Genomic DNA, 20,734 nt, shown 5'->3' with positions numbered 1-20,734 from the left:
ATGTCTGAAACAAAAAATATTAAAGAACTAAGCGTAGAAGAAAAACTTCGCGCGTTATACGACTTGCAATTAATTGATTCACGTTTAGATGAAATCAGAAATACAAGAGGTGAATTACCTTTAGAAGTTGAAGATTTGAGCGACGATGTTGCACAATTAGAAACGAGAATCCAAAAAATAGTTGACGAAACTAAAGGTTTGGATGAAGAAATTAAATTGAAGAAAGAAGCAATCAAAAATGCTGAAGCTTTAATTAAAAAATACACGAAACAACAAGATAACGTACGTAACAATAGAGAATTTGATGCTTTAGCGAAAGAAGTAGAGTATCAAGGTTTGGAAATTGAGTTATCTGAGAAACGTATTCGTGAGTTTACAGTTAAAATTTCTCAAAAAAATGCACAAGTTGAAGAATTTAATGCAAAATTAAATTCAATGAAAGAGCATTTATCTCACAAACAAGCTGAGTTGGATACAATTGTAAAAGATACAGAAAAAGAAGAAAGTAATTTATTGAAATTATCTTCTGAATATTCTGCTAAAATCGAACAAAGATTATTAGACGCTTACACCCGTATCAGAAATTCTGTGAAAAATGGTTTAGCTGTTGTTCCTGTACAACGTGGAGCTTCTGCGGGATCTTTCTTTACAATTCCACCACAAAGACAAATGGATATCGCTCAACGTAAAAAAATTATCGCTGACGAACATTCAGGACGTATCTTAGTTGATTTGGAACTAGCTTTAGAAGAGCAAGAAAAAATGGAAATCATAATCAAAGGATAATTTTCTGTGTTAAAAAATATTTTATTTAATATCAAAGTGTTACACGATTGTGTGACACTTTTTTTATGCTAAAACTAATTGTTTTTTATTTTTTAGCACGTTATTTGTAATATTGGCAATATAGTTAGTTTGAAAATTTAGAAATTATGAAAAAAATTATATTTTTAGCCATGTTAGCTGTCTCGTGTATTTCATTAACGTCTTGTGTGAATAATGATGATGGCTATTATGAACCTGAAATTGTAAATGTTGGACAAATCAATTATGATGGTGTATCATTTCCGCTTCGAAATGCAGTTGTTGCAGATATCAAAAAGGCTGATGGTGGATTTTATTATAGTGTAGAATTATCGACGAATCCAGTTCCTAAGAATGGTAAATTAAATGGAGCTTATTTGTATTTAGAAATTTTCCAAAGAGGTGATTTAAATTTTAATGGAACTTACGTAACAGAAAATAACGATAGAGGATTGGATTATATCGAATATTACGAAGATCCTGTTATGCAAAATTATGTACCAGTTCTTAATTCTGGAACGTTTGCTTTGTTAGATACAGATTTTTCTTCTGGATCTATTAATCTAAAAAATTATTTTGACCCTTATAACAGAAGTTTATTATCTACAAATTTTGCATTGAGAGTTTCGAATGATAAAACATTGACTGGTGATTTTGATGGATTATTTGATTTTATCCAATTATACAGCAAATCTGCTAAAGATGCTGTAAGTGCAAAATCTGCATCAACAGAAAGAGTAAAAACAGGAGTGAGAACACCTTCGGCAAGAAAATAAAATTTCAATTTATAGATACAAAAAACTCCGCTAAATATTTAGCGGAGTTTTTTATTGATATACTTTTTTGATTAAGCTTCTACTTCTTTATCACGATTCTTTGGAAAACGACGATAACCTTTCAAATTAAATCTAAAATCTTTTTTCGTTGGACGAACAATAATACGTAATGATGAATCATTTGTAAAATAATTTTGAGCCCAATTAAAGAAAATTGCCAGTTTGTTGCGAACAGTCAAGATTAACATTAAGTGTAAGAACATCCATGTAAACCATGCCATACGCCCAGAGAAAGAGAATTTAGGTAAGTCAACAACAGCTTTATGTTTTCCTATTGTAGCCATAGATCCTGGATCTTGATATTCAAATAAAGTTAATTTATCTTCTGATAAACCTTGTCCAATTTTATTGAAATTTTTAGCTAAATTCATAGCTTGATCCCCAGCAACACGTGCTAATTGAGGATGTCCATGAGGATATTTAGGTGTTTCCATACAAGAAATGTCACCAATAGCATATATGTTATCAGTTCCAATAATTTTACTTGTACGATCTACCTTAAAACGGTTACCTCTTTGTAACTCTTCTTGAGACACAGCTCCTTCAGGAATATTTCCTGTAACACCAGCAGACCAAATTAAATTTTTTGTTTTGATTGTGCGTCCGTCAGCTAAGGAAATAGTTTTTCCATCATAATCTGTAACTCGTCCTTCTGTCCAAATATGTACTCCCATATTTGTCAAATATTCGTGAGACTTTTTATGAGCTAAATCAGACATAGGTCCTAATAAATTAGAACTTCCTTCAATCAAATAAATATTCAATTTAGAGAAATCTAAATCTGGATAATCTTTTGGTAGAATGTGTTTTTTCATGTGCGCAATTGCACCAGAAAGTTCTACTCCAGTTGGTCCACCACCAACAACAACAATGTTCAAAATTTCTTCTAATTCTTCTTCTGACTCAGCAGAATAAGCACTTTCAAAATTTGTTAACAATCTGTTTTTTAGCGTTAAAGCTTCGTTTGTGGATTTCATTGGGAATGATAATTCCTCAATTTGCTTATTACCAAAGAAATTTGTGGTACATCCCATGGCAATAACCAAATAATCGTAAGAAAAATCTCCGATTGTGGTTTCAACAATATTAGCTTCTTTTTTTATAGCTGTTACTTCAGCTAATCGTACGCTGACATTTTTACTTCCTTGAAATACTTTTCGTATAGGAAACGAAATATCACTAGCGTTTATTCCTGCTGTAGCAACTTGATAAAAAAGAGGTTGAAATTGATGATAGTTATAACGGTCAATAAGTGTAACAGAAAAGTGTGGGTTATTATTTAATTTACGGGCTAATTTAAGTCCGGCAAATCCAGCACCTAAAATGACAATCTTTTTCTTTTCCAAAATTCACTTTTTTGTAAAATTACGAACAAACTAAGAAACAATGAAAGATTTATTAAAAATTATTCTGAACCTTAGATATTTACTATGATATCGGATTGATTATTAGATTTTTTTAAATTTATGTTTTTTGTCAGTTTTAAATAAATTGTTAAAATTATTTGTGATTTCATGTATTTCTAAGCTTTTTTAATTTTGTTGAAAGATTAGAATTTAAACAATTTTTAAGCTGAATCGTTTTAAGAAATCAATCAAATTCACGAATTTTATTCCAAATTAATTAAGTCAAAAAACAAGTAATGAGCAAATTATTTGAATCAATCAATATAAATGAATCTATTTCATTAAAAAATAGAATTATCATGTCGCCAATGTGTCAATATTCTTCGGAAGATGGTTTTCCAAATGATTGGCATTTTCAACATTATGTTTCGCGTGCAGTTGGCAATGTTTCGGCGATTATACAAGAAGCTACCGCGGTTATTGCAGATGGTCGAATTTCGTATGGCGATTTAGGAATTTGGAAAGATGAACATATCGAAGTGTATCAAAAATTAACTTCCGAAATTAAAAAATACAATTGTGTTCCTGGAATTCAGTTAGCGCATGCAGGACGAAAAGCAAGTACAGAAAAGCCTTGGTTGGGACACAATCAAATAAAATCTGACGAAAAAAATGGTTGGAAAACGGTTTCGAGTTCTAGTTTACCTTTTAATGAATTGGATGAAACCCCACATGAATTATCAGTTTCAGAAATTGAAAATATTGTAAAAGAATGGGGAAAAGCTACAGAGCGTGCTATAAAATCTGGTTTTGAAATTTTAGAAATTCATGGCGCGCATGGTTATTTGGTTCATCAGTTTTTGTCACCTTTAATTAATAATAGAACAGATGAATATGGTGGAAGTTTCGAAAATAGAATTCGTTTTGTGTTGGAAATTGTTGCTGAAATGCAAAAATACATTACAACTCAATCGCTTTGGGTTCGTTTGTCAGCTTCGGATTGGGCAGAAAATGGTTGGAATTTAGAAGAAACAATCGAATTGTGTAAGATTTTAAAACAAAATGGAGTAGAAGTGATTGATGTTTCGTCTGGAGGAGGAGTGAGTCATCAAAAAATTGATGTCAAAAAAAATTATCAAGTTCCATTCGCAAATGAAATTAAAAATCAAGTTGAAATAATTACTGGAGCTGTTGGATTGATTTTTGAACCAAAACAAGCCGAAGAAATTCTTCAAAATGAAAAAGCAGATTTAATCTTTTTAGGAAGAGAATTATTACGCGATCCATATTTCGCATTACGTGCTGCAAAAGAGTTAGAAGAAGATATAAAGTGGTTGCCACAATATGAAAGAGCAAAAAATAATCATTACGCATAAATTATGTTAGCATTAAAAAAAATTCATCATATTGCAATCATTTGTTCGGATTATCAAAAATCAAAACATTTTTATACAGAAATTTTAGGTTTCGAAATTGTGCAAGAAGTTTACCGAAAAGAACGTGATTCTTATAAATTAGATTTAGCTTTGCAAAATTATTACTGCATCGAATTATTTTCTTTTCCTAATCCACCAAAACGTGTTTCTCGACCAGAAGCTTCTGGATTGAGACATATTGCTTTTACTGTGGAAAATATAGAAAATGAAGTAGAAAAACTAACGCAGTTGAATGTAAAGGTAGAGCCAATTCGTGTGGATGAATACACGCAAAAGAAGTTTACTTTTTTTGTAGATCCCGACGGTTTGCCGATAGAATTATACGAAGAATAGAATAATAAATGGTAAAAAAGAGTTTACTTGCCTTAGCAATGGGAGGTTTAGCCATCGGAATGACGGAATTTTCGATGATGGGAGTTTTAGAGGATTTTGCAAAAGATTTGAATATTTCAATTCCAACAGCAGGGAATTTTATATCAATGTATGCAATGGGCGTAATGGTTGGAGCTCCAACATTGATCATGGCTACAAGTAAATATTCGCCTAAAAAAGTATTAATCTTTTTTATGTTATTGTTTACCATTTTTAACTCACTTTTTGTTATCGCACCAAGTTACAATACCTTATTAATTGCTCGTTTTATGTCTGGTTTACCTCATGGAGCATTTTTCGGTGTAGGATCTGTTGTGGCTGCACAATTAGCAACAAAAGGAAAAGAAGCGCAAGCTATTTCGATTATGTTTGCTGGATTAACGTTTGCGAATTTAGTCGGAGTTCCATTAGGGACGAAATTAGGACAAGTTTTTTCGTGGCGATTAACGTTTGGGATTATTGCAAGTTTAGGATTAATCACGATGTTAGCGATTTCTCTTTGGGTTCCGAATCTTAAAAATACAAATAAAGGAAGTTTAGTAGAACAATTAAGTTTTTTCAAAAAATGGGAAGCTTGGGTATTAATTGTGATGATTTCTATCGGAACTTCAGGATTATTTGCGTGGATAAGTTACATTTCTCCGTTAATGACAAATGTGGCAGACTTACCTAAAACAAAAGTTCCAATCATTATGACTTTGATTGGTCTAGGAATGTTTGTCGGTAATTTTATAGGTGGAAAATTGGCAGATACCATGTCACCAAATAAAGCTGCAATCATCTCTTTTGCGTCGATGGCGGTTTGTTTAGTGATTGTTTATTTCACTTCTCATATACAAATAATGGCTTATATTATGTCGTTTATTACGGGATTAATTGCGTTTACAATTGGTTCGCCAATTCAAATGATGTTGATTAATAACGGAAAAGGATCAGAAACTTTAGCGGCTGCAGCTGGTCAAGCAAGTTTTAATATCGGAAATGCTTTAGGTGCATTTTTAGGAGGAATTCCGATTGCAATGGGATTAGGATTTAATTCGCAATTGTGGGTTGGTTTTATTATGGCTTCGGTCGGATCAATAATTGCAGCAATCTTTTTACAATTAAAATCGAAAAGAGTTTAAAAATATTACTTCAATCATAATCAAAGGATGTTCTACGGAGCATCCTTTTTTAGTTTATATTTGTAACAAATTAAATTCAAAATGAATCATTACAAAGCTTTTATTATAGACGATGAACACTTTGCTCAACAAGGGTTAAAGAAAATTATTCAACATGCTTTGCCTGATTTTTTTGTTTCCATTGATACTGCGAATTCTGTAAAAGAAGGCGTTGAAAAAATTAAGGAAAATCAACCAGATATCGTTTTTTTGGATATTCAGATGCCAGAGGAATTTGGGTTTAAATTATTTGATTATTTTGATGATATTACGTTTGATGTCATTTTTACAACAGCTCATTCAGATTATATTTTAGAAGCAGTAAATCAATGGGGATGTTTAGGTTATTTGATGAAACCTATTTCAATTTCTGACCTTAAAGTATTATTGAATCGTTTTGTAGAACGTCAAAATCAAACACAAAAAACGAAAGAGATTATCAATATTGCAGATGATTTTGAAGATGAGGTAGAAACAGATAATCTGAAAGATGTTTTCAAAAATGAACATGGAATTATTTTTATTCCATCTATAACAGAGGTTTTGGTACTGAAAATTGAAGATATTATTTACTGCAAAGCGGATGATAGTTATTGTACAATTTTTACTGAAAAAGATGTGTACATGGTAACTAAAACGCTAAAAGAAGTAGAAAATTTGATTGATCAAACCAATTTTTTCCGTGTAAATAGATCATACTTAGTCAATATTAATTTTGCTAAAAAATTTGATAAACGAAACAATTTATTGATTCTTAATTGTCATCCAAAAGACGGCGAATCAAATCTGCCTGTGACTTCATTGGGGTATAAAATTTTATCGAATGTGGTTGCGTAACTTCATTTTTTTACTTCTTTTATTTCTTTGCTCTCATCAACTTTCTGCGCAATATGTTTTGACAAAACAATACACGTACGAAAATGGTTTGCCTGCCAATGAGATTTTGAGTGTCTATAAAGATTCTCGAAAAATTTTATGGGTTGGAACTCGTTTTGGCGTGTTTGTGAAAGACATGGATAATTTCAAAATGATGAAACGCTTCGAGAAAGTACAATACAATAATGTTTGGACAATAATAGAAGATAGAGAGCATAATGTTTGGTTTGGAAGTTATGGAGAAGGAATATTGAAATTTACAGGTCAACGTTTTGAACAAATTAATACAGCGAAAGGGTTGGTTTCGGATCGCGTTCGAAATTTATTTTATTTAGATGATTTAATATATGTTGCAGCGCAAGGAGGCGTTTCGATTATTGATACAAAATCAAAGAAAATTTACAATCCTTCTTTCGAAAAAAATAACAATATTGTGTTCGAAGCGGTGTCTTTTTTCGAATATCAAAATAAAGTTTATGTTGCAACAATCGATCATGGTGTTTATGAAGTTCATCGTGATAAGTTGAAGTTGGTCAATCCTTTCAATCGAATTAATTATAGTTTTTTGTATAATAATGATTTGTATTTGTCATCGTCTAAAGGTCTTAATGTTATTCCGATAAACGATTTTTTGAATAAAAAATTGAATTTTAAAACGTATGATTTTCCAGTTTTTAGAAATCACAACATTTCAGATAAACGTCATTCTTTTTTATTAGCAGGTTACGAAACGGGAGCAGGAAATGGGATGGTTGCGGAATTAAAGAATAGTAAAATAACAGATCAAACAGAGAATTTTAAAATTACTTCGGATTATCCTTATCGAGTTTTTAGTAGTAAAACGAATGATTTAATTTATGTTGGAAGCGCTGATAAAGGGCTTTTTGAAGTTCATTTTAATCATTTTTTAGATTTTTCTACGATTGATAATAAAAAAGTCATTGAAATTTTAAAAGTTGAAAATACACAATATTTTTTAACGTCAGAAGGTCTTTATTTTCAGGAGAACAACGTATTTAATAAACAGATAAAGAGAGATGCTTTTTATCAATATATGCTTCGAAATAAGTCAAAATTCAAAGATTTTTTAAGTCAATCAAATAAAGATTTTTATGAAATTGATTTTGATTTGAAAGAAAAAAATCTTCGTTTTTATAAAATGATTATTCGTTATAATTCGTTCATTATAGCAACTAATCTGGGACTTTTCGAGTTAGATTTTAATGGAGAATTCAAAGATTATTTACCTAATCGAACAAGTCAATTTACATATTTTAATAATCAATTTATTCAGACAAATCCTTTTGGAGGAATTTTGGTTTTTGATGATTTGAATAATCTAAAATATCATTCATATTCAGCTGCACAAGCCAATGTTCCGAAAGATGTTGTTTCGATTTGTCAAAATAAAAAAGCTGTATTTTTTGGTTCTTCTTTGGATGGTTTATTCAAGTATGAAAATGGAAATTTTATTTCTTATTTGCAAAATAATCAGTTTAATGAATCTAAAATTAAAATGATAAAATGCGTTGGAGATAATCAGTTGTTGGTTGCAACAGAATTTGCAAAAGTCTATATTTTAGAGGTAAAAGGAGATGAATTAATCACAAAAAAAGTAATCAATATTCGTGAAATTGGCGGGGAAAATATCAGTTCAATTGACATTTTTGGGAACTCAATTCTGATTGGAACCAATCGTAATTTACTCGTTTTCAATAATAATAAAACATATATGATTGGCAATGAACAAGGTTTTGTGAATAAGGATATACATTCGTCTATTTTTGACGGAAAAACGGCTACAATTGGTGTTGAAAATGGATATTATAAGTTAAATCTTGAGAATTTATTCAAGCAAAAAAATCAGTCGAAAGAGATTATTATTACAAGTTTTAAAATTAATGATGAATCTTTTGGGATAGATAAATTTATGTGGTTTGATTTGATTGATAAGGATCTGAATTTAAAGAATAATGAGAACAATATTACACTAAATTTTGCTGTGGTTGATGCTAATTTTGCTCAAAGTTATAAGTACAGATATCGTGTAAATCCTGATGAAAAGTGGAACGAGTATTTTTATAACCCATCTATTTATTTGCGGAATATACCATATGGTAAATATCGTGTTCAATTAGAAATAACGGATACAAGCAATGGACAAAAACAAATTATTGATTTGGTTTCGTTGAATGTTGACGAACCTTTTTACTTGAATATTTATTTTATTTTGTTGTCAGTCTTAACTTTAGGATTGATTATTTATCGTTATAATACAAATAAAATCAAGACGTTAAATAAATTTAATCAATTAAAAATTAGTCAATTAAATGAAAAAAATACTCAAGAAAATCAACGTTTGCAATTAGAGCGGCAATTAACCGAAACGAAGTTAACAGCTTTACAATCGCAAATGAATCCGCATTTTATTTTCAATGTGCTGAATTCTATTCAGTTTTATATTTTGGATAATGATATTGATAATGCGTTAAATTCGTTGGGACGTTTTTCTCACTTGATTCGTCAGATGTTAAATCTTTCAACAAAAGATGAAATTAGTTTGAAAGACGAAATTGATTTTTTGAAATTATATGTTGAAGTTGAGAATTTTAGATGGAAAAATAAAATAGAATTTGATGTTCAAATTGATAGTCAATTGGATATTTATCGCATCAAAATTCCTCCAATGTTGATTCAACCAATTATCGAAAATTCTTTTGTTCACGCATTTGATCAAAATCATTTACAACCGATTATCAAATTGATTATTCGTGTAAAAATTGATTATTTAGAAATAATCATTGAAGATAATGGAAAGGGAAATACAACACAAATTACGCAAAATAAAACTCACGATTCGAAAGCACTTAAGATAGTTAATGAGCGTTTACAATTGCTTAATCGTAATATTGAAGAAAATATTTTTATAAATTTTCATGAAAAAGGAACAAAAGTTCGAATGATTTTGAAAGTTGATTAAAATTTCACCTGAATAAATTCACAATTCACCTTGCTGAAACGTGAATTAACGAAATCTGAACTCTATTTTAATGATAGATATTATTCAGTATATATATTTGTTGTATCGATTTCAAACTAAGTATTAAACTTTGATGCTTTGTTTTCTAAACCTATGAAGACACCATAAAAGTATCTTAAAAGTTACATTTTTCGACGTGTGAGTCAAAAAATTTTACAACAAGAAGCTACTGCAAAGTAGCTTTTTTTTATCTTTATCCCCATGAAAAATGTACAATTAGGAAATACAGATTTAGAGATAAAACCAATTTTTTTCGGAGGAAATGTTTTTGGTTGGACATTGAATGAAGAAGAATCTTTTCGAATTTTAGATGGATTTTTGGACAGAGGATTTAATGCGATAGACACTGCGAATAACTATTCGTATTGGGTGAAAGGTAATGTTGGAACAGAGTCTGAACGAATAATCGGAAATTGGTTAAAATCGAGAGGAGTGAGAGATAAAATCGTTTTGGCAACGAAAGTTGGTGGACGAAATATGATTCAAGATAAGCCAAATACTACAAAAGCTCATATCTTAAAAGAAGTAGAAGAATCACTTATCCGTTTACAAACAGATTATATTGACTTATATCAAACTCATTATGATGATGTAAATACACCTGTAGAAGAAACTTTATCCGCTTATAATCAATTGATAAAAGAAGGAAAAGTGAGATATATTGGTGCATCTAATTTTTCTTCGGAGCGATTGATTGAATCGTTGGATAAATCAGAACTTTATAATTTACCACAATATAAAACTTTACAGCCTGAATATAACTTGTATGATCGTCAGCATTTTGAAGAATTTTTGCAGCCTGTTGCAGAGAAATACAATTTAGCTGTTATTCCTTATTACAGCTTAGCGAGTGGATTTTTATCAGGTAAATATAAAACTGAAGAAGATTTACAACAAAGTTTGCGCGGTAATGGAATCAAAAAGTATTTGAATGAAAGAGGATTCAAAATTTTGGACGCTTTACAAACTATTTCTACACGATATAATATTTCTTATTCGGCAGTTGCATTGGCTTGGTTAATGGATCAGAAAACTGTTGTAGCTCCCATTGCGAGTGCAACTAAGGAACAACATCTTGATGCTTTTGTAGAAGCTGTAAATGTGCAATTATCTCATGATGATGTTAAACTTTTGACCGAAGCAAGCGAATATTAGAATGGAAAATTTACAAATGAAACCCAAATTAACTCCAATCATTTTATGGATAATGATTATTGGGAGCGGTTTGGTTGTGGCAAATAATTATTACAATCAGCCATTATTGTCATTAATCGCTAAAGATTTTAATGTTTCCGAAAGTAAAGTTTCTAATATTGCAATGTTAACACAAATTGGATACGCTTGTGGATTGTTGTTTATTATTCCTTTAGGAGATTTATTGAAACGAAAACGAATGATTTTAATCGATTTTGTTTTTGTAATTGTAGCTCTTTTGGGAATGTATTTTGCACCATCCGTAAGTTGGCTTTTTCCATTAAGTTTTCTAATCGGTTTTACCTCAGTTATTCCGCAAGTTTTTGTGCCAATGGCATCTGAATTAGCAGAACCTCAAAACAAAGCGCAAGCTGTGGGAATGGTTATGAGTGGTTTGCTTGTTGGTATTCTACTTTCTCGCGTTTTTAGTGGCTTTATTGGAGAATATTTAGGATGGAGAGAAGTTTATTTGATAGGTGCAGTTTTAATTTTTGTATTATGGATTTTCATCTATATATTTTTACCAGAAATACAACCAAATTTCAAAGGAACTTATGGTATTTTGATGAAATCGATTGTAGATTTAGTAAAAACTCAACCTCAATTAAGATTAGCTTCTTTTCGTGGTGCAACTGGTTTCGCAGCATTTAGTGCATTTTGGACAACATTGGTTTTTCATTTAGAAGAAGCACCATTTTTTGTTGGAAGCGATGTCGCTGGAGCATTTGGTTTAATTGGTGCAGTAGGTGCTTTAGCAGCAGCTTTGGTTGGTAGAGTTTCGAAAGTTTTATCGACCTCCAAAATAATCTTTTATTCCATTCTCATTATGTTAATTTCTTGGGGATTTTTCTATGAGTTTGGTTATACATATTGGGGGTTAATTGTTGGCGTAATTTTGATCGATTTAGGTTTACAAGCAATGCACGTTTCTAATCAAAATATTATTTTTGGATTAGATGCCAAAGCAGGAAATCGAGTGAATACAGTTTATATGACGAGTTATTTTATTGGTGGATCTTTAGGAGCATTTATTGCTGCAAATGCGTGGGATAAATTTCAATGGAATGGAGTGGTTGCTGTTGGCGTTTTTTTTACTTTAATTTGTTTGATATCTCATATTTTATTCAAAAAAAATAATAAGTGATGAAAGATTTTTCTTCTGAAATAACATATAAAACAGCGAGAAGTAGCGGTGCAGGAGGGCAAAATGTAAACAAGGTTGAAACAATGGTTTTAGCAAAATGGAACGTTGAAGATTCCCAATTTTTTTCTGATGAAGAAAAAGCATTAATCACAGAAAAGCTAAAAAATAAGATTAATTCAGAAGGATTTTTACAAATCAATTCGCAAGAATCTCGCTCTCAATTGGACAATAAAGAATCTGCAACAAAGAAAATGTTAGAATTGGTCGAAAAAGCATTGATTATTCCAAAGTTTAGAAAAAAGACCAAACCTACGAAAGCTTCTCAACAAAAAAGATTGAATCAAAAGAAACAACAAGCTGAGAAAAAAGATGGTCGTAGGTTTAAATTTTAGAACAATTATATACGATCAACTAAAAAAATTAATATACTACATTGTATTGCTATAATCATTACTATTTTAAAAATAAAAGACTTTTTTCTTGTTTTATGACGATAAATCTGCATTGACATAAGAGAACCAATTGTTCCACCAATCAAAGTCACAAAACAAAGTGCTAATTCAGATACACGTCTTTTACCAATAATTGAGTTTTTTTTATCTATTTTAAATAAAAAAAAAGAGAGAACGTTGATAAGGAGTAGAGTAAAAAATAAATATTTATCCATTCAGTGTGTGATTAAGTAGTAAAAATACTTATAATTAAGTAGATAAAAAATATTTTTCCTAGAAATCTATGTTGTTTATCTTTGTACTTCAAAATCATAAAAAATCTTCAAAAAATAAATTGTAAAATTCTAATTATAAAATAATTATGCAAGATTTAAAAGGGAAAAATGCTTTAGTCACAGGAGGTAGTAGAGGTTTAGGAAAAGCTGTTGCTTTGGCATTGGCTAAAGAAGGTGTTAATGTAGCTGTGACAGGACGAAATACAAAGACATTAGAAGAAACTGTAGAAGAGATCAAAAGTTTTGGAGTAAAAGCAGATTATTCAATTTTTAATGTAGCCGAAAAAGTTGAAGTGAAAATGCAACTTGAACGATTAATAGAGAATTTTGGAGCGTTTGATATTTTGATTAATAATGCTGGTATTGCGGCTTTCGGAAGTTTTTTGGAAATGCCAGAAAATGATTGGGAAGAGATTGTGCGTACCAATTTATTTGGACCATATTATGTTTCTAAAGCTGTAATTCCTTCGATGGTAGAGTTAGGAAGTGGTGATATTATCAATGTTTCGTCAACGGCGGGATTAAAAGGAAACGCAGTAACTTCTGCTTATTCAGCATCAAAAGCGGGATTGATAGGTTTATCAGAATCATTAATGTTCGAATTAAGAAAGAAAAACATTCGTGTAACGACCTTAACTCCAAGTACAATTGCATCTGAAATGTCAAAAGATGTATTAAAAATCACTGACGGAAATCCAGAAAAAGTGCTTCAACCAGAAGATTTTGCTCAATTAATTGTCGATTTATTAAAATTAGATAAGCGCGCAATGTTGGCATCAGCATCTTTATGGTCTACAAATCCTTAAAAATTGATTAATCATATTTATAAAATCCAATTTCTAAATGAAATTGGATTTTTTTGAAAAAACATTTTTCAGAATCATTTCTTATATCAACTTTGAATTAAAAACACTTTTTAATATGAGCATAAATAATCAGTTAGAAAGTTTAAAGGAAATCAAATCAATGATATAACGCACCTCCAAAAACATAAGTATTAGTGGATGAATTAATGTTTGGGTTTAGGTAGTGGAAATGATTTCTGCATTTATAGCTTATGTTTTGATTCTACAAGACGAACTTCAAGTAAATTATAGAGGAATATAGACACCTCATTTAATGAAAAATTTAGAAATTAAATTATTCACTTTAAGAATTGTAACTTTAATGTTTGCCTGTTTGGAGGTTTCTTTTTTATGATCAGAAAATCGACAAAAGATGGCGTTAAATTTATAAATCCATTTACAAAACGAAAGATTACTATTTATAAAATTTCAAATGAGTTGAGATTTGATGATATCGATGATTAAAACATTCATAATATATAGAGTTTAAATTTTTGATAAATATAAAAATTGTTATTCAAATCTGTCGAATTTATAAATTGGGTGTGTGATTATCGAATAATTCTACTAAGTTTAAGGCTTCAAAATGCAATTGTAGTAATTTGCGAACCGTTTTTTAAAACAGAAAGAATTTTTAAATATATGAAAAGTAAAAAGTTAACCAATGTATTAACGCTTGGATTTGCGTTGTTTGCGATGTTTTTTGGCGCAGGAAATCTTCTTTTACCTCCTTTGATTGGATTAGAAGTGGGCTCAAGTTATTTCGTCGCGATGGTTGCATTTGGATTAACTGGTATTTTATTGCCATTTACTGGTATTTTATCTGTTGTTTTTTCAGGTGATAATTTTAATGATTTAGGACATCGTATGAACAAACATTTGGCGGCTATTTTAGGTACAATTATTATGATTTGTATTGGACCGTTAATTGCGATTCCTCGTACTGCCGCAACAACATTCGAAGTGGGATTAAAACCATTTTTTCCAACATTGGATCCGATGTGGGGATCGTTACTATTTTTTGCAGTAACACTTATTTTAGCGATTCGTCCCTCAAAAGTGGTAGACGTTATTGGAAATTATTTAACACCAGTATTATTGATTTTATTGACCTTATTAATAGTCATTGGAATTATATACCCAACCGCTGATTTCTTACCTTCAGATTTAACAATGATGCAATCTTTTTCGAAAGGTTTTATAGAAGGTTATCAAACATTAGATGTTTTGGCTTCTGTTATTTTTGCTGGAATTATCATAGCTGCAGCGCGAGATAAAGGGTATACTGATACAAAAAGTAAATCTCAAATTGTAATCGTATCAGGTTTATTGTCTACGACTTGCTTGTTATTTGTTTATGGTGGATTGATTTATTTAGGAGCAACTTCAGGAATTACAAATCCAAAAATTCCTCGACCTGAATTGTTAATCGAAATTTCTCGAAATACATTAGGTCACTATGGGTTAATGGCAATTGCATTATGTATGGCATTTGCTTGTCTTACCACAGCAATCGCATTAACATCTGCGGTAGGTACATTTTTTGGGCGTTTAACAAACGGAAAAGTAAGTTATACGGTTTTAGTGGTTATATGTACGATAATTTCGTTTGGTTTATCGATAAAAGGTGTAGACGAAATTATTAATTACGCAATTATACCTTTAGCTTTTGTTTATCCAATTACAATTACGTTAGTTGTTTATATAGTGTTGTTTGGTAATATTGTTAAGAGTAAAACACCATATATTTTTGCTTTAACTGCGTCTACAATCATCGCGATTTTAGGATTATTAAAATCATTAGTAGAATTAGATAAATCGACAATAGAAAATCTGAATAAAATTCCATTTTTCGAATACGATTTAGGTTGGATTGCTCCATCGATTATCGGTTTTGTAATCGGTTTATTGATTGATAGATTAAGAAAATAAAAAAATCCTCGGAAGAATTTTCCGAGGATTTTAACCAATCAAAACTACTATAAAAACACTAATTAGAATAATAATGTCTATTACTTATTCTTTTACAAATTTCTTAAAGTTTTGGGAATAAACTTCTTATTGATTACAGATTTATTTTATGTCCAGATAAAATTAATTTATATCTATTTATTAATCATATATGTAGAGAATTTGAATGAATTGATTTAGGAAAAGTTTAAGAATTTTTTGTAATTTAAAAAACGAATAGAAATAAATAATCTAATAAAAAATGATCGAAAATTGTTCGCGTTGTAACGAAACAATGGAGTGTAAGGTAGATGATATTGCGAATTGTGCGTGTACTACAATTGTTATAAAAGACGAAATAAAAGAGTTTTTGAAGAAAACGCATTACAAATGTTTGTGTAATTCTTGTATAGAAAAACTGAATTATTTTGTAGAATTAGATCAAGAATATCCACATCCAACAATGCCTTCGGAGTTTGTTCCTCATATACATTATTATATCGAAAATGGGTATTGGGTTTTTACAGAATTTTTCCATTATCAGAAAGGAAAATGTTGCCAAAATGGTTGCAGACATTGTGCTTATGGTTATAAGAAATAAAAAATGGTTCAACTTACATTGAACCACTAACCAACCTAAAAATACTATAAAAAAACTCTATTTGATTAAGGATATTCTTCTTCAGAAAATCAACTTCATTATCCTTAACAACTATGAATAAATTATTTATGGTACAAAGGTAGGTAGATTTCTTAATTTGATAAATAAATTTATATTTATTTTTTTATACTCAAATAGATAGAATTTATATTAATGTTAAGAAAATATTAAATTTACCTATTTATGAATATTTGCTAAAAAATCAATACTACATTTCCGAATGTTGTAATTCTAAGAAAAATATTGCATTATTTTTTTTGAAATTTTTTCAGCAGTTGTTTTATCTTCAGTTTCTTCCAAAGTTGTTACATAATCCTCTAAGAAACTTTTGATTTCTTGTTGATTAGAACCTTCAAAATTAGCTAAATAATCTTCGAAATCGATATTTCCTAAAACACGATCAAAGTAAGTTTTGGCTTCATCATATTTTTTCATGCTCACTAACAAAGGCGCAATGCTATGACTAATATAAAACTCGTTTACAGCAGCTTGTTCAGCATTTTCTTCTTTTTTGAAATGTGCAGAATTTAAGTAACTATTATAAGCTTCCACAGCTTTTTCATTTTCACCTAAAACCTCATAACAACGTGCTTTGAAGAATTTAATTTCGTAAAATTCGTCTTCATTCAGTTTATTGAAAAATGTAATACTTTCTTTGGGATTTGAATAAAATTTTCGGTATCCAATAATAAAATCTTCTACAAATTCTGTATCTGTTTGTTCAATAGCGAAATTCAATAAGTTTTGAGATTGTTCTTCTGTTAATTGTCCAATAAAAGCTTCCCAATAATTCACCAAAGTATTGAAATCATACGCCAAATCTTCCACAAAAATTTGTGCAGCAATTCGTAGAAATTTATCACCCAATTGATCGATTATTTCATGGTCTTCATCAGAAAAATCAGTTGAATTATACAATAGATTTTCGATAATTTCTGACGCCTTATCTTCTGAATAATCATTATTTAATTGTTTCAAAGCATTGCTAACATTGAATTCCATTTGTGTAAATTTTAAATTAAAAATCAACACAAAGGTAACTGATTTACTGCAAAAAAAACTTGATAATTTCAAAAGTTAATCGTCAATTCTAATGAGAATTTAATGAATAGTTTTTTTGAGAAAGTAGAATTTTAGTTATCTTGTGGTAGTTTTTATTAGTTTATTTAAAATAAACGTTTTATGTTACGAATCTATTCGATAGTACTAATTATATGTGGTTTTTGTTTTACAAAAGCTCAAAATTTGAATGTTGGCGCTCAGTTTCCGATTAATAAAATTGAAAATATCAATCAATCTTCAAACTTTAAAATTATTGTATTTACGCCAAGTTTATACAAAACGAATCCGTATGCGAGCATGATGACAACTTCGCTGAACTATTATTTTGTGAAGAATTTGGCATTTTCGTCTCAAAATCCACTAAAAATTGATGTGATTTATATTGTAAATGAAGATAATAAATGGAGTAAAGAACCGCAGCAAACGTTTGTTTTTAATGAAACAACCAATCAAAATAAGTTGGATGGAACGAAGGTAATTTATGATGAAGTTGGAAAAATTTATAATGCAATTGGGTTGAAACCTTTTAAGCAAAATTCAATTTCGAGTATGATTCCAACGTCAAATTCTAACAATGTTTTAGTAGAAAGTTCGATTCTTTTTCTAGTGGATCAAAACAATAAAATTTTGATGCGAGATAATGATTATCGTGCGCAAGGCGAACATCTGAAACCTTTGGAAAGATTGATTAAAAGAACGTTTAAAATCGATAACATAGAAGTAAATATCACAGAAAATAAAACCTTGAAGGTTGGTGATAAAGCACCAGATTTTATTTTGAATGGACCGAATTATAAGACTAATTCGACAGATAAATTTTTGGATGATAAATCAACTTTTAAAGTTTTAACGTTTTATCCTGCGGCGTTTAGTGGACAAATTTTACCAGATTTTACGTCAATTGATACGAAAGAAGCAATGACTTGTGCTGCTCAAATTCAATTAATCGATCATAATCCATTGTTACAAAATGTAAAAAGTTACGCAGTTTCTAGTTCTACAAATCCGTTGTTAGAATTATGGAAATCAGCTTTGCGAACAAATAATATTACGTATTTGAATGATGAGAATTATGCAATTTCGTTGATGTATAATTCTTATAATCGTTTAGGTTACAATAATAGAGCAACTTATGTGATTGATAAAAATGGAATTATTGTGTATGCAAATCAAGATTTGACGTTTGAAGATGAAGCAAAATTTCCAACTATTTTAGAAAAAATCATTCTGAATAGTAAATAAATTATGAATCAAATTGTGTAATATCTTCAAATTTAGCCTCAATCAAATTTTTTAAATCTTCGGGATTTAGAATAATTTGTAAACCTCTTTTTCCTGCACTGATACAAATCTGATCTTGTAAAACAGCCAGTTCTTCTATGTAAGTAGGAAATTGCTTTTTCATTCCGATAGGTGAGCAACCGCCACGAATATAACCTGTAACATTGAGTAAATCTTTCAACGGAAGCATTTCGCAGTTTTTATTACCAGAAATTTTCGCAAATTTTTTCATATTAAGATGTGTGTTCGCAGGAATTACGGCAACTAAAAATGGTTCTATATTTCCTTTCAAAACCAAAGTTTTATAAATTCCTTCCGGATTTACGTTCAATGAATTTGCAACATGCAAAGCATCAATATGTTCTTCATCAACTTCATATTCGCGCAATTCGTACGAAATATTGTGTGTGTTTAAAATTCGTACTGCATTTGTTTTAGCAGTTTTATTGCTCATTCTATAATAATTTACACAAAGTTATTACGAAAAACTTTTATAAAGGATTTTTCTATAGAATTATTGACTAGGATAATTTTTTGGACGAAAATTTCTATTCTCAAAACTATTCTTACCTTTGCACAACGAATGAAGTTTTTGCAACACATATTACGTTTACCATTTTTTAGCACTTATTATCGTACAATATTTGCTCGGGTAGACTATGTGTATACTTCGTATTAATTTTGTATGTCAAAAATTTAATCATAATCTACAAGCCCGAGCAGTTTTGCTCGGGCTTTTTTTATTTAAAAAAAATCATGGAAAATTTAAAAAGTTTAAAGGAAAATGTAGCTATTTTTTTACCAGAAAATGGATTAGAAGAAAAATTAAAATTAGCTGAAAAAGAAAATAGACCATTACGAATCAAATTAGGTTTTGATCCTACCGCACCAGATTTACATCTTGGTCACGCCGTTGTATTGAAGAAATTGAAAGAATTTCAAGATTTGGGACATCAAATAGTTATTTTGGTTGGGAGTTTTACAGCTCAGATTGGAGATCCAACAGGAAAAAATAAAAGTCGTCAACCGCTGAATGCAAAACAAGTTCAGAACAATGCGGAAACCTACATTAATCAATTGTCAAAAATTATTGATGTGGATAAGGCTGAAATTGTGTTTAATTCAGACTGGTTAGATCATTTACCTTTTACGGATGTTATTAAGTTGTTGTCAAAAGTTACGGTTGCACAACTGATGCATCGAAATGATTTTAATAAACGCTTCACCGAAAATACGCCGATTGCAATGCATGAGTTGGTTTACCCGATTTTACAAGCATACGATACTGTTCAGATAAGTGCTGATATCGAAATGGGAGGAACGGATCAATTATTTAATTGTACAATGGGACGACAATTGCAAGAAAGCAATGGAGAAGTTGCTCAGATTGTAATGTGTATGCCACTTTTGAGAGGAACCGATGGAAAAGAAAAGATGAGTAAATCGTTGAATAATATTATTGGTTTGACGGACGAACCAAATGAAATGTTTGGGAAAACGATGTCTATTCCAGATGATTTATTAGAAGAATATATTGCGTTGGCAACGGATTTTTCTATTGAAGAAAAAATGAATTTGAATGAGCGATTAAAAACAGATAATCCAATGTTAATTAAGAAATTAGTTGCAAAAAATATTATTATTCAATACCATTCTGTAAATGAAGCTGAACAAGCAGAAGAATTTTTTAACAATCAATTTCAGAAAAGAAATGATGAAAATAGAGTTTTCGAAGTTGTTAAAATTAGTTCTTTAAACTTTGAGAATGATAAAATCACATTATTAGATGTTTGTCATCAATTAAAGAAAGATTTGTCGAGAAATGCAATCAGACGTTTGATAGAAAGCGGTGCAGTACAAATTAATGGAGAGAAAAACATGGATGCTTTTGGTGATTTTTTATTAAAAACCGAAAATAAAATTAAAATAGGAAAAAGAGATTTCTTCGAGTTGAAGTAGATAATAAAATGAAAAAAAGCCTCTAAAATAGAGGCTTT

At 29.9% G+C, this 20,734-nt stretch carries 19 protein-coding genes; 15 read left to right on the top strand and 4 right to left on the bottom strand.

From position 1 onward, the window contains the following. Positions 1-786: a zinc ribbon domain-containing protein gene (locus B4E95_RS06910; protein WP_291090848.1), complete on the top strand. Its 786-nt coding sequence runs from the start codon at positions 1-3 to the stop codon at positions 784-786. 146 nt (positions 787-932) lie between these two features. After that, on the top strand, positions 933-1,580 hold the full coding sequence (locus B4E95_RS06905) for a hypothetical protein (RefSeq protein ID WP_291090846.1): 648 nt from the start codon (positions 933-935) through the stop codon (positions 1,578-1,580). A 71-nt stretch (positions 1,581-1,651) separates the two neighbouring features. On the opposite strand, the gene B4E95_RS06900 is transcribed toward B4E95_RS06905, so the two are convergent. Continuing rightward, positions 1,652-2,986, bottom strand: a complete 1,335-nt coding sequence (locus B4E95_RS06900) for an NAD(P)/FAD-dependent oxidoreductase (protein WP_291061600.1) — start codon at positions 2,984-2,986, stop codon at positions 1,652-1,654. A 296-nt stretch (positions 2,987-3,282) separates the two neighbouring features. Between B4E95_RS06900 and B4E95_RS06895 the strand changes: the two genes are divergently transcribed. The 8 genes from B4E95_RS06895 (at position 3,283) to arfB (ending at position 12,603) form a co-directional block, all read left to right on the top strand. Continuing rightward, on the top strand, positions 3,283-4,362 hold the full coding sequence (locus B4E95_RS06895) for an NADH:flavin oxidoreductase/NADH oxidase (RefSeq protein WP_291090844.1): 1,080 nt from the start codon (positions 3,283-3,285) through the stop codon (positions 4,360-4,362). Positions 4,363-4,365: 3 nt separating this feature from the next. After that, entirely contained in the window at positions 4,366-4,755 is a 390-nt protein-coding gene (locus B4E95_RS06890; RefSeq protein ID WP_291090842.1) for a VOC family protein, read from the top strand. A gap of 8 nt (positions 4,756-4,763) precedes the next feature. Further along, positions 4,764-5,918, top strand: coding sequence for an MFS transporter (locus B4E95_RS06885; protein WP_038331221.1), 1,155 nt, complete (start codon positions 4,764-4,766; stop codon positions 5,916-5,918). Between the two features lie 81 nt (positions 5,919-5,999). Further along, positions 6,000-6,794, top strand: a complete 795-nt coding sequence (locus tag B4E95_RS06880) for a LytR/AlgR family response regulator transcription factor (RefSeq protein WP_291061605.1) — start codon at positions 6,000-6,002, stop codon at positions 6,792-6,794. A 58-nt stretch (positions 6,795-6,852) separates the two neighbouring features. Then, a complete protein-coding gene (locus tag B4E95_RS06875) occupies positions 6,853-9,813 on the top strand; it encodes a sensor histidine kinase (RefSeq protein ID WP_291090840.1) in 2,961 nt (986 codons plus the stop codon). A gap of 261 nt (positions 9,814-10,074) precedes the next feature. Further along, a complete protein-coding gene (locus B4E95_RS06870) occupies positions 10,075-11,028 on the top strand; it encodes an aldo/keto reductase (protein WP_291090838.1) in 954 nt (317 codons plus the stop codon). A 16-nt stretch (positions 11,029-11,044) separates the two neighbouring features. Next, a complete protein-coding gene (locus B4E95_RS06865; RefSeq protein ID WP_291090836.1) occupies positions 11,045-12,211 on the top strand; it encodes an MFS transporter in 1,167 nt (388 codons plus the stop codon). Continuing rightward, positions 12,211-12,603: an alternative ribosome rescue aminoacyl-tRNA hydrolase ArfB gene (gene arfB / locus B4E95_RS06860; RefSeq protein ID WP_221856281.1), complete on the top strand. Its 393-nt coding sequence runs from the start codon at positions 12,211-12,213 to the stop codon at positions 12,601-12,603. Before B4E95_RS06865 ends, arfB begins: the two co-directional genes overlap by 1 nt. A gap of 5 nt (positions 12,604-12,608) precedes the next feature. Here the strand turns inward: arfB and B4E95_RS06855 are convergent, their stop codons facing one another. Next, positions 12,609-12,878: a DUF1294 domain-containing protein gene (locus B4E95_RS06855; protein WP_291061615.1), complete on the bottom strand. Its 270-nt coding sequence runs from the start codon at positions 12,876-12,878 to the stop codon at positions 12,609-12,611. Positions 12,879-13,024: 146 nt separating this feature from the next. On the opposite strand from B4E95_RS06855, the gene B4E95_RS06850 reads away from it, so the two are divergent. From B4E95_RS06850 to B4E95_RS06840, 3 genes are all read left to right on the top strand, one after another. Further along, on the top strand, positions 13,025-13,744 hold the full coding sequence (locus tag B4E95_RS06850) for a 3-ketoacyl-ACP reductase (RefSeq protein ID WP_291072699.1): 720 nt from the start codon (positions 13,025-13,027) through the stop codon (positions 13,742-13,744). Positions 13,745-14,425: 681 nt separating this feature from the next. Beyond that, a complete protein-coding gene (gene brnQ / locus B4E95_RS06845; protein ID WP_291090834.1) occupies positions 14,426-15,715 on the top strand; it encodes a branched-chain amino acid transport system II carrier protein in 1,290 nt (429 codons plus the stop codon). 280 nt (positions 15,716-15,995) lie between these two features. Next, positions 15,996-16,334, top strand: a complete 339-nt coding sequence (locus B4E95_RS06840) for a cysteine-rich CWC family protein (RefSeq protein WP_291090832.1) — start codon at positions 15,996-15,998, stop codon at positions 16,332-16,334. 291 nt (positions 16,335-16,625) lie between these two features. Here B4E95_RS06840 and B4E95_RS06835 read toward each other — a convergent pair whose 3' ends face one another. Then, positions 16,626-17,396, bottom strand: a complete 771-nt coding sequence (locus B4E95_RS06835; protein WP_286495190.1) for a hypothetical protein — start codon at positions 17,394-17,396, stop codon at positions 16,626-16,628. Positions 17,397-17,576: 180 nt separating this feature from the next. Here B4E95_RS06835 and B4E95_RS06830 point away from each other — a divergent pair, with 180 nt between their 5' ends. Then, complete coding sequence (locus B4E95_RS06830; protein WP_291090830.1) at positions 17,577-18,698, top strand: redoxin family protein; 1,122 nt, start codon at positions 17,577-17,579, stop codon at positions 18,696-18,698. A gap of 1 nt (position 18,699) precedes the next feature. Here B4E95_RS06830 and ybaK read toward each other — a convergent pair whose 3' ends face one another. Further along, positions 18,700-19,191 (bottom strand): Cys-tRNA(Pro) deacylase, encoded by a 492-nt coding sequence (ybaK, locus tag B4E95_RS06825; protein ID WP_291061627.1) that lies wholly within the window; start codon positions 19,189-19,191, stop codon positions 18,700-18,702. A gap of 302 nt (positions 19,192-19,493) precedes the next feature. Here ybaK and tyrS point away from each other — a divergent pair, with 302 nt between their 5' ends. Further along, entirely contained in the window at positions 19,494-20,696 is a 1,203-nt protein-coding gene (gene tyrS / locus B4E95_RS06820; protein WP_291061629.1) for a tyrosine--tRNA ligase, read from the top strand. Positions 20,697-20,734: the final 38 nt, after the last annotated feature.

This window comes from Empedobacter sp. UBA7494 (assembly GCF_002478465.1).
In the GTDB taxonomy this organism is placed as follows: domain Bacteria; phylum Bacteroidota; class Bacteroidia; order Flavobacteriales; family Weeksellaceae; genus Empedobacter; species Empedobacter falsenii_B.
The sequence above is the reverse complement of the archived record's forward strand: the minus strand, read 5'-3'. Positions and strand labels throughout refer to the sequence as shown.